The organism is Streptomyces sp. NBC_01571, assembly GCF_026339875.1.
Lineage (GTDB): Bacteria > Actinomycetota > Actinomycetes > Streptomycetales > Streptomycetaceae > Streptomyces.
Genome location: NZ_JAPEPZ010000001.1, coordinates 2,349,177 through 2,361,868, shown reverse-complemented (window position 1 = coordinate 2,361,868; position 12,692 = coordinate 2,349,177). Strand labels below are relative to the sequence as shown.

Annotated in this window: 9 protein-coding genes; 3 read left to right on the top strand and 6 right to left on the bottom strand. The window is 71.3% G+C overall.

Annotated elements, in window-relative coordinates:
• Window positions 1-58: 58 nt before the first annotated feature.
• The 5 genes from glpK to OHB41_RS10625 form a co-directional block, all read right to left on the bottom strand.
• Window positions 59-1,579 (bottom strand): glycerol kinase GlpK, encoded by a 1,521-nt coding sequence (gene glpK, locus OHB41_RS10645; protein ID WP_266697594.1) that lies wholly within the window; start codon window positions 1,577-1,579, stop codon window positions 59-61.
• Between the two features lie 13 nt (window positions 1,580-1,592).
• Window positions 1,593-2,333, bottom strand: a complete 741-nt coding sequence (locus OHB41_RS10640) for an MIP/aquaporin family protein (RefSeq protein ID WP_266697593.1) — start codon at window positions 2,331-2,333, stop codon at window positions 1,593-1,595.
• A 512-nt stretch (window positions 2,334-2,845) separates the two neighbouring features.
• The gene (locus tag OHB41_RS10635; RefSeq protein WP_266697592.1) at window positions 2,846-4,471 is read right to left on the bottom strand and encodes a GGDEF domain-containing protein; all 1,626 of its coding nucleotides are present in this window, start codon (window positions 4,469-4,471) and stop codon (window positions 2,846-2,848) included.
• Between the two features lie 99 nt (window positions 4,472-4,570).
• A complete protein-coding gene (locus tag OHB41_RS10630; RefSeq protein WP_266705769.1) occupies window positions 4,571-5,761 on the bottom strand; it encodes a lipid-transfer protein in 1,191 nt (396 codons plus the stop codon).
• 26 nt (window positions 5,762-5,787) lie between these two features.
• Window positions 5,788-6,213 (bottom strand): Zn-ribbon domain-containing OB-fold protein, encoded by a 426-nt coding sequence (locus OHB41_RS10625; protein ID WP_266705767.1) that lies wholly within the window; start codon window positions 6,211-6,213, stop codon window positions 5,788-5,790.
• 278 nt (window positions 6,214-6,491) lie between these two features.
• Between OHB41_RS10625 and OHB41_RS10620 the strand changes: the two genes are divergently transcribed.
• Together OHB41_RS10620 and OHB41_RS10615 are read left to right on the top strand one after the other, a co-directional pair.
• Window positions 6,492-7,301 carry a M15 family metallopeptidase gene (locus OHB41_RS10620; protein ID WP_266697591.1) on the top strand — a complete coding sequence of 270 codons (810 nt, stop codon included), beginning with the start codon at window positions 6,492-6,494 and terminating at the stop codon, window positions 7,299-7,301.
• Window positions 7,302-7,428: 127 nt separating this feature from the next.
• Window positions 7,429-7,962 carry an NUDIX domain-containing protein gene (locus OHB41_RS10615; RefSeq protein WP_266697590.1) on the top strand — a complete coding sequence of 178 codons (534 nt, stop codon included), beginning with the start codon at window positions 7,429-7,431 and terminating at the stop codon, window positions 7,960-7,962.
• Window positions 7,963-7,989: 27 nt separating this feature from the next.
• Here OHB41_RS10615 and OHB41_RS10610 read toward each other — a convergent pair whose 3' ends face one another.
• Window positions 7,990-10,356: a glycoside hydrolase family 31 protein gene (locus OHB41_RS10610; RefSeq protein WP_266697589.1), complete on the bottom strand. Its 2,367-nt coding sequence runs from the start codon at window positions 10,354-10,356 to the stop codon at window positions 7,990-7,992.
• Window positions 10,357-10,569: 213 nt separating this feature from the next.
• Between OHB41_RS10610 and OHB41_RS10605 the strand changes: the two genes are divergently transcribed.
• A complete protein-coding gene (locus tag OHB41_RS10605; RefSeq protein ID WP_266697588.1) occupies window positions 10,570-12,537 on the top strand; it encodes an acetoacetate--CoA ligase in 1,968 nt (655 codons plus the stop codon).
• The last annotated feature ends 155 nt before the right edge of the window (window positions 12,538-12,692 follow it).

Below are 12,692 nucleotides of genomic sequence, written 5' to 3'. Positions count from 1 at the left end.
CGCAGCTGCGCACGCGCGCGTGCTCCTCACCCGGGCCACGCGCGCGTGGACCTCGTCATCAGCCGACGTCGTCCGTGTGCCAGCCGAAGCTCTTCTCCACCGCCTTGCGCCAGTTGTGGTACTCGCGGTCGCGTACGGAGGCCTCCATGGCCGGTGTCCACTCGACGTCCTTCTGCCAGTGCGACTTCAGCTCGTCGAGGTCGTTCCACACGCCGGTGGCGAGCCCGGCCGCGTAGGCCGCTCCCAGACACGTCGTCTCGGAGACCTTCGGACGGATCACCGGCACGCCGAGGACGTCCGCCTGGTGCTGCATCAGCAGGTTGTTCTTGGTCATGCCGCCGTCCACCTTCAAGGTGGTGATCTGTACCCCGGAGTCCTGGAACATGGCGTCCACGACCTCCCGGGTCTGCCAGCTCGTCGCCTCCAGGACCGCACGGGCGAGGTGCGCCTTCGTGACGTACCGGGTGAGGCCGGTGACGACACCGCGGGCGTCCGAGCGCCAGTAGGGAGCGAACAGGCCGGAGAACGCGGGCACGATGTACGCGCCGCCGTTGTCCTCGACGCTCGCGGCCAGCGGCTCGATCTCGTCGGCGGTACGGATGATGCCGAGCTGGTCGCGGAACCATTGCACCAGGGCGCCGGTGATCGCGATCGACCCCTCGAGACAGTAGACGGGCGCCTCACCGCCGATCTTGTACCCCATGGTGGTGAGCAGCCCGTTCTTCGAGGGGACGGGCCGGTTGCCGGTGTTGAGCAGGAGGAAACTGCCCGTGCCGTACGTGTTCTTGGCCGTCCCCACGTCGTAGCAGGCCTGCCCGAAGACCGCCGCCTGCTGGTCGCCGAGCGCCGACGCCACGGGGACGCCCGCGAGCTGGCCCACGGCGGTGCCGTACACCTCGGCGGAGGACCTGATCTCGGGCAGCACCGCTTCGGGGACGTTCATCGCGGAGAGGATGGACGGGTCCCACTGGAGGGTCTCCAGGTTCATCAGCATGGTGCGCCCGGCGTTGGTGACGTCCGTGACGTGTCGTCCGCCGTTCGTGCCGCCCGTCAGGTTCCAGATCAGCCAGGAGTCGATGGTGCCGAAGGCGATCTCGCCGCGTTCGGCACGCGCGCGCAGGCCCGGCACGTTGTCCAGCAGCCAGGCGGCCTTGGGCCCGGAGAAGTAGCTGGCCAGCGGCAGACCGGTCTGCTCGCGGAAGCGGTCCTGGCCGTCCGTGCCGCCCAGTTCGTGGCAGAGCGCGGAGGTCCGGGTGTCCTGCCAGACGATCGCGTTGTGCACGGGCTTGCCGGTGGCGCGGTCCCACAGGACCGTCGTCTCGCGCTGGTTGGTGATGCCGAGCGCGCTCAGCTGGTCGGCGCGCAGGCCGGCCTTGGCGATCGCGCCGGCCACCACCGCCTGCACCTTGGACCAGATCTCGGTGGCGTCGTGTTCCACCCACCCCGGCTTGGGGAAGATCTGGCGGTGCTCGCGTTGGTCGACGGCGACGATCGCGCCGCCCCGGTCGAAGATGATGCAGCGGCTCGAGGTGGTGCCCTGGTCGATTGCGGCGACGTACTTCTCGGCGTTGTCCGTCATGACGTCCCCTTCGTCAGAAGGCTGCGTTGTAGATCGCGGCCCCGATGGCGGCACCCGCGATCGGGCCGACCACGGGGATCCAGGAGTAGCTCCACTGCGAGGTGCCCTTGTTGGGAATCGGCAGCAGTGCGTGGATGAGGCGTGGTCCCAGGTCGCGGGCCGGATTGATGGCGTACCCGGTGGGGCCGCCCAGCGAGAGGCCGATACCGACGACGAGGAACGCGATGAGCTGTACCGGAAGTCCCGCGTCGCCGATCCCCGCCACGTGCTTGTGGCCGCCGACCATGGCCAGAATGGGCAGCATCAGGCCGACGGTGGCGATGGTCTCGGTGATGAGGTTCTGGACCGGGTTGTCGATCTCGGGCCGGGTCGAGAAGATGCCCAGCGTCTCGATGGCGTTGTCCTCGTCCGCGTTGAGGTTGAACTGGCCGAGGTAGAGCAGCCAGCAGAGCGTGGCGCCGATGGCGGCTCCGGCGAACTGCCCCAGGAGGTAGAAGGGCACGTCCTCCCACTTGGTCGAGCCCTCGATGGCGAACCCGATGGTCACGGCCGGGTTGATCTGGCCCCCGGACAGCGGAGCGGCGGTGTACGCGCCGGCGAGCACGCCGAATCCCCACCCGAAGGCGATGACGACCCAGCCGGCGCCCTGCGCCTTGGACTTGTCGAGTGTGACAGCGGCGCAGACGCCCGCGCCGAACAGAATCAGAATCGCAGTGCCGATCAACTCGCCGACAAATATGTCGCCGTTGCTCATGGCGGCTCCTAGGCCTCGCCCGGAGCGGACCGCCCCGGGCCACCGTGCAGGGTGCGTTTCCCATGGCTACTTCAGCCGAGGGCAGGGAGATCCCGCGCCCCGCCCGGCGTCCGTGACGAGCGTGCCGTCGCAGCGGAATCGCCTGTGGGGGTACGGCCTTGGTACAGGTCGGGAACCCGAGCGGCGCGTTGCCTGGAGAGGCCCGAACGCGGCGATGCCGACTGACACCCGGAAGTGTTCACCGGTGCCCAGGGGGCGTCAAGGTCGGTGACGGGAACGGTTGAGGGCCGTGAACGAGCCAAGATCGGCACGCGGCACGGGCATTCCGGCCCACTCGTCCCGGGCCGACCGCCCCCAGGGCACCGCCCGTCCCACGGCTTCCGTGTCCTCGCCCGTCACGCGGCTCTCGTGTCCCCACGCTCCGTGCGGCTCCCGCGTTCCCGAAAGTCACCCGGTACCCGGCCGCCGCACCGGCCCGCGGGAGAATCACGCCTCCCCGGCCGCCATGCCGCTCAGCCCGCCTGCGCCGCCGCCGCGCCCGAGCCGCGGCGGACCTCACAGCCCGGCAGACCCGCACGCCCCAGCACCCAGCTCGCCCCGTTCAGTGCCTTCGCCGCCTGTTTGAGCGGCGCCAGGCAGGCCGCCGCCTGCCGGTGGTCGCTCACGCTTCCCGGCGCGCACAGGACCGTGGCCAGCGACAGCGTGACGGACCGTCCGCCCGCCGACCAGGGCGCGTCGAGCACGGAACTGGCCAGCGGGTCGAGCATGTCCGGGTCCGCCAGGACCAGGAAGTCGTCGCCACCGATGTGCCCCACTCGTGTGGCCTCGGACGCCGCGAGCTGCAGAGCCCGCCCGACCGCGCGGATCAGCTCGTCGCCGGCCGCGAACCCGGCCCCGTCGTTGACCTGCTTGAAATGGTCGACGTCGAGCCAGCTGAGCGCGAACACCAGGCCGTGGGCGATCCGCCGGTCCACCTCCGTGGTGATCGCGTCCGAACCGGGCAGCCTCGTCAACGGGTTGAGCCCCGCCGCCTCCTCGACCCGGCTCTCGGAGAGCGCTCGTACGAGATCGGCCAGGCGTACGACCCCCACGCACCGCCCGTAGCGGTCGACGACCGCCACATCGTCGGACGTACGGTCCCGCTCCCCGTCCGCCACCACGTCGAGGACCTCCCACGCGGTGGCGTCCACGCCGACCGTGCGCGGCGGATCACCGAGCTTGGCGGCCGGGCGGTCGGCGTACAGCGCGTGCCCGTAGGGACCGGACATGGACAACAGGAATCGTGACCGGTGCACCGAGCGGACCGGGATACCGGCGGAGTCCACGAGCAACACCCCGGACACGTCGGGCGACCCGGTGAGCAGCGCGCGTACCCGTTCCGCGGACGCCGTCGCGGGCAGCAGCGCGGCGGGCCGGACGAACTGCAGCACCGAAGGCCCGGACGGGGGCGTCGGGGTGACGCCGGGAGAGAGGGCCGGAACGTATACGTCAGCGGCGGGCAGCCGGGCGGGCGGCGCGAACAGGTCGCCCTGCGCCAGCTGAGCGCCCGCCGACACCGCGGCCGCGCACTGCAGCTCCGTCTCGACGCCCTCCACGGACAACAGCGCGCCCAACTCTTCGCACAGCGTCCGCATCGCCCGTACGGCCGCGGGGCGCGCCAGCAGGGACACGTCGAGCTTTACCAGGTCGGGTGCGAGATCCGTGAGCAGGCGCAGCGGTACGTCGCCGTCCCCCACGCCGTCCGCGCAGATCCGGAAGCCGTCGCCGCGCAGCGTGGCGACCGCCTCCAGCAGGGCGTGCTGCGGGACATGGGTGTACGGCGGACCGATGTCGACCGTCACCTCCCACGGCAGCCGCCCGGCCGCGCGGACCGTCTCGCGCAGCGCCGCGAGGCCGCCGAGATCGGCCAGCGTCCCGGCGAACACGTTGACGTGCAGCGGCAGCAGCGTCTCCTTGCGGGCCGCCGCGCGAATCGCCAACGCGGCCAGCCGGCCGTCGAGTTCGGGATCGCGACGGGCCTGCGCGAGGATGTCGCCGGCCTCCGGACGGGCGAGCATCTCCAGCGCCGCGACCCCTCCGGTCGTCAGGTTGACGACCGGCTGGAAGGCGAAGCGGACAGTATCCGTCCAGGAGGGCACGGAAGCATACTGGCGCCGTACGCGCGTGCCCGGGCTCGATTCACGAGCTGTTCACGCGGGATTCCCGAGTCGTCACAGAGAGTGCGAAAGTCTGCCGACTCAGCGGACGGCGACCACCGACGACCCGTGTCCGAACAGCCCTTGGTTCGCGGTGATCCCCACGCGTGCTCCCGTGACCTGCCGGTCGCCCGCGTGGCCCCGCAGCTGCCAGGTCAGCTCGCACACCTGGGCTATGGCCTGTGCAGGCACGGCTTCACCGAACGAGGCCAGGCCGCCGCTGGCGTTGACCGGTATCCGGCCGCCGAGCGCCGTGGCGCCTTCCCGCAGCAGCTTCGCCGCCTCGCCCTCCGCGCACAGTCCGAGATCCTCGTACCACTGCAACTCCAGCGCCGTGGACAGGTCGTACACCTCGGCCAGCGACAGGTCCTCGGGGCCGATGCCCGCCTCCTCGTAGGCCGCTCGCGCGATCGAGGCGCGGAAGGTGTCCGCCGCGGGCTCCACCGCGACCGCGGAGTCCGTGGCGATGTCCGGGAGATCCAGCACGGTGTTGGGATACCGCGGCGTCACCGTGGACACCGCGCGGATCCGCACGGGGTCCGGTGTCCCGTGCCGTCGTGCGAACTCCATGCTCGACAGCACCAGGGCGGCACCACCGTCGGAGGTCGCGCAGATGTCGAGCAGCCGCAGCGGATCGGCGACGACCGCGGAGCCGGCCACCTCCTCGGCGGTGACCCTCCTGCGGTACCGCGCGTTCGGGTTCAGCGCCCCGAAGGCGGCGTTCTTCACCTTGACCTGCGCGAAGTCCTCCAGCGTGTCCCCGTGCACGGCCATCCGCCGGCGCGCGTACAGCCCGAAGTACGTCGGATTCGTCGCGCCGAGGACACGGAACCGCAGCCAGTCGGGATCGTCCGGCCGGTCCCCGCCCGCCGGACGGAAGAACCCCTTGGGCGCCGCGTCCGCGCCCACCACGAGCACCAGGTCCGCGAGACCCGACAGGATCTGCGCCCGCGCGGTGCCGACGGCCTGCGCTCCGGAGGCGCACGCCGCGTACACGCTCGTCACCCGGGCACCCTGCCAGCCGAGCGCCTTCGCGACGGTCGCGCCCGCCACGTGCCCGGGATAGCCTCCGCGCACGGTGTCCGCGCCCACGACCGAGTCGACGTCGCGCCAGTCGACTCCCGCGTCGGCCAGCGCCGCGCGGGCCGCCGCGACCCCGTACTCGACGAAGCGATGTCCCCACTTGCCCCATGGGTGCATGCCCGCGCCGAGCACCGCCACCTCGCCGCTCAAGCCGTCACCCCCGTGCCGCATGCCGCTCATGCCGTCACCCCTGTCGGCCGCCAGTGCCACGTCGTCCACGTCGTCTCCTCGTCCTCGTTGAGCACGCCGGGGACGACCTCCACCTCCATGCCCACCGCCAGATCGACGGTGGAGACACCGGGAACCGTCTGGCCGAGGACGACGATCCGCTCGGATTCCAGCTCCACAGCGATCAACGCGTAGGGTTCCCACGAGAGTTCCGGATCGGTCACATACGGTGACGGAGGCCGGTACCGGCTGTCCGTGTAGGACCAGACACGACCGCGTCGGGAGAGCGGGACCTCGGTCAGGTCGCCGCCCGGGCAGCCGGGATTGCGGCAGAAAGCGTCCTCGCGGGGGAAGAAGACCGAGGTGCACGCCGAGCAGCGCGTGCCGAGCAGGTGGAACCCGTCCCCGTCTCCGGCGAACCATCCGGCGACCACGGGTGTGCGTGTACGCGACAAGACCCCTCCATGGCAGTGGATCTGACGGAACGTCAGAAGTGTGCCACGGGCAACGGAAAATGGGCAGCGTCGGAAGAGAACCACGCGGACCTCCGGGGCGTCGGAGTACAGGAGGGGCGGCCGGGGCCCACGGGGGTGGTTCCGGCCGTCGCTCCGGCGGTGAGGCTCGGGACCCGCGGCGAATCGGTCGCTCGACACGGCCCGGCCGTACACGGCCTCTTCCCCGTCGAAGCCCTCACCTGGTAGACGCAGGGGACATGACACGACTCTCCAGCGCCGTGCGCGGCCTGATGACCACACTCGCCGCCCTGCTGGCCGTGACCGCCGCCTCCGCCACCGCCCGTGCGACGCCCGAGCCGAAGGCCCCCGACGGCTTCGTCGCCCTGAGGTCCGTGGACCCGACGATCGTCCAGGAGATGCGCTACTTCACCCCGCACAACTTCGTGGGCGAACGGATCGACGGCTACCGGCAGCCCGTCTGCATCCTCACCCGGCCCGCCGCCGAGGCCCTCCACAAGGCCCAGACGCGACTGCTGCGACGGGGCTACACCCTCAAGGTGTACGACTGCTACCGGCCGCAACGGGCCGTCGACCACTTCGTCCGCTGGGCCGAGGACCTCGACGACCAGACGATGAAGCCCGAGTTCTATCCGCAGGTCGACAAGACCCGTCTGTTCGAGGACGGTTACATCGCCGAGAAGTCCGGACACAGCCGCGGTTCGACGATGGACCTCACAATCGTGAGACTGCCGGCGAAGCCCACCAGGCCCTACGTTCCCGGACAGCCCCTCGTGCCCTGCTACGCGTCCAAGGGCGAGCGCTTCCCGGACAACTCCCTGGACATGGGCACCGGCTTCGACTGCTTCGACACGCTCGCCCACACCCTGGACCCGCGCGTCCAGGGAGTGCAGCGCGCCAACCGGCTGCTCCTGAAGGACACCCTCGAAGGCCTCGGGTTCGTCAACCTCGCCGAGGAATGGTGGCACTACACCTACAAGCCCGAGCCCTATCCGGACACCTACTTCGACTTCCCCGTGTCCGAGAGGTCGCTGACCTCTACCCGCTGAGCCGGTCCGCCCGCCCCGTGACGACGGGCGGGCACGCCGTACGGCACCGCGGCCGAGGACGGACCGAAGGCGCACCGAAGACGGAGGCGCCCGAAGCCGGAGCCGGGTGATCGGCTACAGTCCCGGCGTGTCCGAAACCCCGCACCCGCCTGCCGACTTCGCCCCCGACTCGCACTGTTCGAGTTGCGGAGCACCCTACGGAGAGGGCATCTCCGGCTGGCCCCGCACCTGTGCCGCCTGTGGAGCCGTCGCCTACCGCAACCCCTTGCCGGTCGCGGTGGCCCTGCAACCCGTCTACGACGCCCAGGGCACCGCCCTGGTCGTCATCACCCGGACCATCACCCCCGCGCGCGGGGGCATCGCGTTGCCCGGTGGCTTCATAGACGACCGGGAGGACTGGCGACATGCCGTCGTCCGGGAACTCAGGGAAGAGACGGGCATCGACGCCGCCAGCCGCGAGGTACGCCTCGCCGACGCGATGAGCTCTCCCGCCGGCCACCTGCTGCTCTTCGGCCTCCTCCCTGAGCGCCCGGCGGCCGACCTTCCTGCCTCCGCCGCCACGGACGAGACCGAGGGCTGGCACCTGCTGCGCAGACCGGCCGAACTCGCCTTCCCGCTGCACACTCTGGCGGCCAGGGCATGGTTCGAGGGACGGTACTGAGGGGCTCCTCGGCCCCCGCAGGGCCCTTCAGAGCGTCCCGAGGCCCCGCATCCGAACGGGACGCCCCGGCTCGCTCGTGCCGCTGTCCCCTTCCCGCCTGACGACCACGCGCTTCCCCTCCCAGCGCGTCACATAGCGTTCCACCTCCGGCTCCTCCCAGCCGTCGCCCTCGTCAGGCACCACGAGGCCACCACCGGCCCGCCCGCGCGCGGGAGCCCACACCTCCAGCTCCAGAGCGCCGTCATCGCCCCGGACGGGCAGGACGGCACCCGCGCGCGCCAGAACCGGAATCCGCGACAAGGGGGCGTCGAGCAGCACCTGGGCCGGCCCCTCGTACGCCTCCTCGGTGACGGTGTCGTACCAGCGCCCCCGCGGCAGCTGGACCGCACGCCGGTCCGCCCCGTGGTCCAGCACCGGTGCCACGAGGAGACAGTCACCGAGCAGGAAGGTGTCCTCGCAGTCGCGCAGCGCCCGGTCCTCGGGCGCGCTCCACCACACCGGACGCACGTACGGTGCTCCGGTACGGGCCGCCAGATGCGCGAGCGTCACGAAGTAGGGCAACAGCCGCCGCCGCTCGACGAGCGCCGCACGCGCGTGCTCCAGAACGTCGGCACCGAACTCCCAGGGCTCCCGGCGCCCCGCCCGCAGACCCGCGTGCGTACGGAACAGCGGGAGATACGCGCCGAGCTGGAACCACCGCAGATACAACTCCGGCGACGGACTCCCGTCGAAGCCCCCCACGTCCGGCCCCGAGTACGGCACCCCGCACAGACCGAGCCCCAGCACCAACGACAGCGACGCCCGCAAACCCGGCCAGCCGGTGGCCACGTCCCCGGACCAGGTCCCTCCGTAGCGCTGCATTCCGGCCCACCCGGAGCGCGAGAAGAGGAACGGCCGCTCCTGGGGAGCCAGCCGGCGCAGACCCTCGTACGCGGCCCGGGCCATCCCCAGGGCGTACACATTGTGAGCCTCCCGATGGTCACCCCCGCGCCCCTCCAGAGAGTGCCGCGCCGACCGCGGCAGCGTCGACTCCCCGAAGGCCGTGAACGACGTCGGCTCGTTCATGTCGTGCCAGAACCCCGCGAACCCCTGCGCGAGCCGCTCCTCGTAGAGACCGCCCCACCACTCCCGCACGCGCGCGTCCGTGAAGTCCGGATGGACCGAGTCCCCGGCCCACACGACGCTGCGTACGGGCCGGCCCGAGGCATCCCTCACGAAGGCGTTCTCCGCGACGCCACTGTCGTACACCGCGTTGCCCGGCTCGGCCTTGACGGCCGCGTCGACGATCGACACCAGCCGGATGCCGTCACGACGCAGATCCCCGGCGAGCGCCGGCAGTTTCGGGAACCGTTCCCGGTCGACCGTGAACACCTGATGCGCGTCGTAGTGGTCGATGTCCAGATGAACCGCGTCGAGCGGCAGATCACGCTCCTGGTAGCCCGCGACGATCCGCCGCACCTCCTGCTCGCTGCCGAAGCCCCAGCGCGCGTGATGGTGCCCCAGCGCCCAGGCGGGCGGCAGCGCGGGCGCCCCGGCCAGCGACACCCAGGCGTTCAGTACGCGCGCCGGGGTGCCCACTATCACCCAGCAGCGCAGTGGCCCGCCGTCCATTCGCAGCTCGCACGTCCCGGCCCGGTCATGGCCGGAGCCCGCACCCTCCTCGCCCTCGCGCAGGGCCACGGTGCCGTTCCACGAGGTGTCGTGGAACACGAGATGGGTGCCCGCGTCCGCGACCACCATCTGCACGGGCATGGTGATGTACAGCGGGTCCTCGCCGGGCGCGAAGGCGCGCCGCGGATCGGTGTTCCACAACCGGTACGTGCCGTCGCGCAGCCGGGGACCCGCCGCCCGCCCGCCCAGACCGAAGAACCGGGCGTCGGCGGCCACTTCCGAACGCTGCATCCAGCGCGCCGCACCCCCGCCGACCGGCTCCCACCAGCGGGGCGGCGGGTCGCGGCGCAGGATCACCCCACCAGGGGTGCGCACCTCGACGGCGCCGTGCCGCGAGACGACGACCGTCACCCGTTCGGCCACCACCCGCCACCCGCCGTCCTTGTCGGGCTCCAGGACGGCCCGCGGGTCCGGCTCCGGACAACGGCCGGCGAGCCCGTACGACGGCTCCGGACCGGCGCCGTCCCAGCCCCAGAACACCGCCCCACTCACCGCGACCATGATCCGCAGTTCGGATCGGGTGAACCGGACGACACCGCCGCCCGGCCCAGGTTCCACGGCCTGCACCGGGCCCGGTACCCGCGCACGCTCGGCTCCCCGTCGCGGCAGCCCGGCGGCATCGGCACGCCGCCTGCGCCATGCGGCCCGCACGGTCCGCAACCCTTGGGCCGCCCCCGTCGAACCGACCGCCTTCACCGAACGCACCAGGTCACGACCATCCATGCTGCTCACCCTGCCATTGCCTCCACCGAACGGGTGAGTCGTTCAACTTCCGTTCACCCGTGGTGAGGGCACATCTTCACGTCGGCGACTATGTGTGGCGCACCCTGGTGCTGAAGTCGATCACATGGCATCGTCCCTGTCAGCCGCGCGACGCGCACACCCCAGCTCGTGCGCGACCGACGCACACGACGCGCACAGTCCGGGAGCCGCCCCATGTCCACCGCGAACCCCTCACCGCTCTGGGAGCCCGATCCGGAGCGCATCGCCCAGGCACGGATCACGAAGTTCCAGGCCTGGGCGGCCGAGCACCACGGAGCCCCGTCCCACGGTGGCTACGCGGCACTGCACCGCTGGTCGGTGGACGAACTGGACACGTTCTGGAAAGCCGTCACCGAGTGGTTCGACGTACGCTTCTCGACCCCCTACGCGCGCGTGCTCGGCGACCGGTCGATGCCCGGCGCCGAATGGTTCCCGGGAGCGACCCTCAACTACGCCGAGCACGCCCTGCGCGCGGCCGGAACCCGCGCGGACGAACCGGCGCTCCTGTACGTCGACGAGACCCACGAGCCGGCCCCCGTGAGCTGGTCCGAGCTGCGCCGCCAGGTCGGCTCCCTGGCCGCCGAGCTGCGCGCCCTCGGCGTACACCCGGGCGACCGCGTCAGCGGCTATCTCCCGAACGTTCCGCAGGCCGTGGTCGCCCTGCTCGCCACGGCCGCCGTGGGAGGCGTGTGGACCTCCTGCGCTCCCGACTTCGGAGCCCGCAGCGTCCTCGACCGCTTCCAGCAGGTCGAACCCGTCGTGCTCTTCACGGTCGACGGCTACCGCTACGGCGGCAAGGAACACGACCGTCGCGACGTGGTCGCCGAGCTGCGTGGCGAACTGCCCACCCTGCGCGCCGTCGTGCACATCCCGCTGCTCGGCACCGAGGCCCCCGAAGGAGCCCTGGACTGGTCCACGCTGACCTCCGCCGACGTGGAACCGGTCTTCGAGCCGGTGCCGTTCGACCACCCCCTGTGGGTGCTCTATTCCTCGGGAACGACCGGCCTGCCCAAGGCGATCGTCCAGTCCCAGGGCGGCATCCTCGTCGAACACCTCAAGCAGCTCGGGCTGCACTGCGACCTGAGCACCGAGGACCGCTTCTTCTGGTACACGTCCACCGGCTGGATGATGTGGAACTTCCTCGTCTCCGGCCTGCTCACGGGCACCACGATCGTCCTGTACGACGGCAGCCCCGGCTACCCGGACACCGGCGCCCAGTGGCGTATCGCCGAACGTACGGGAGCGACCCTCTTCGGTACGTCCGCGGCGTACGTCATGGCGTGCCGCAAGGCGGGGGTGCACCCCTCGCGCGACGTCGACCTCACGCGCGTGCGATGCGTCGCGACCACCGGCTCGCCCCTGCCGCCCGACGGTTTCCGCTGGCTGCACGACGAGGTGCGGGAGGACCTGTGGATCGCCTCCGTCAGCGGGGGGACCGACGTGTGCTCCTGCTTCGCGGGAGCCGTGCCCACCCTCCCGGTGTACATCGGCGAGCTCCAGGCGGCGGGCCTCGGCACGGACCTCCAGTCCTGGGACCCCAGCGGCAAGCCCCTCATCGACGAAGTCGGTGAGCTCGTGGTCACCAACCCGATGCCTTCCATGCCCATCCGCTTCTGGAACGACCCCGACGGCAGCCGGTACCACGACAGTTACTTCGACACCTATCCCGGAGTGTGGCGTCACGGCGACTGGATCACCGTCACCTCGCGGGACTCCGTGATCATCCATGGCCGCTCCGACTCCACGCTCAACCGCCAGGGCGTGCGCATGGGGTCGGCCGACATCTACGAAGCCGTCGAACGCCTCCCCGAGATCAAGGAGTCGCTCGTCATCGGCATCGAACAGCCCGACGGCGGCTACTGGATGCCCCTCTTCGTCCACCTCGTCCCCGGAGCCGCACTCGACGAAGCCCTGCTGAACCGCATCAAGCGGACGATCCGCGAACAGCTCTCCCCGCGCCATGTCCCCGACGAGGTCATCGAGGTCCCGGGCGTCCCGCACACGCTCACGGGCAAACGCATCGAGGTCCCGGTCAAGCGCCTGCTGCAGGGCGCTCCTCTGGACAAGGCGGTGAACGTCGGCTCCGTGGACAACGTCGAACTGCTGAGGTTCTACGAGGAACTGGCCCGCAAGCGCGGCTGACCAGCCTGCGCGGCCAACCCGCTCGGGCGGCCTCGGACTCGCACCGTCCGCCCGGCGCGGCACCGGTCCACTCGCTGTCACCGCGACCGTCCAGCCGCGCCCGTCGGCTGGACGGTCGCGACACGTCCACCCCCGTGACCTGCCTGTTCCCTCAC

Bases quoted from the DNA above. Each gene is read 5' to 3' on its own strand.
- OHB41_RS10610 (WP_266697589.1), bottom strand. From the start codon at position 10,356: ATGGATGGTCGTGACCTGGTGCGTTCGGTGAAGGCGGTCGGTTCGACG.
- OHB41_RS10620 (WP_266697591.1), top strand. From the start codon at position 6,492: ATGACACGACTCTCCAGCGCCGTGCGCGGCCTGATGACCACACTCGCC.
- glpK (WP_266697594.1), bottom strand. From the start codon at position 1,579: ATGACGGACAACGCCGAGAAGTACGTCGCCGCAATCGACCAGGGCACC.
- OHB41_RS10640 (WP_266697593.1), bottom strand. From the start codon at position 2,333: ATGAGCAACGGCGACATATTTGTCGGCGAGTTGATCGGCACTGCGATT.
- OHB41_RS10605 (WP_266697588.1), top strand. From the start codon at position 10,570: ATGTCCACCGCGAACCCCTCACCGCTCTGGGAGCCCGATCCGGAGCGC.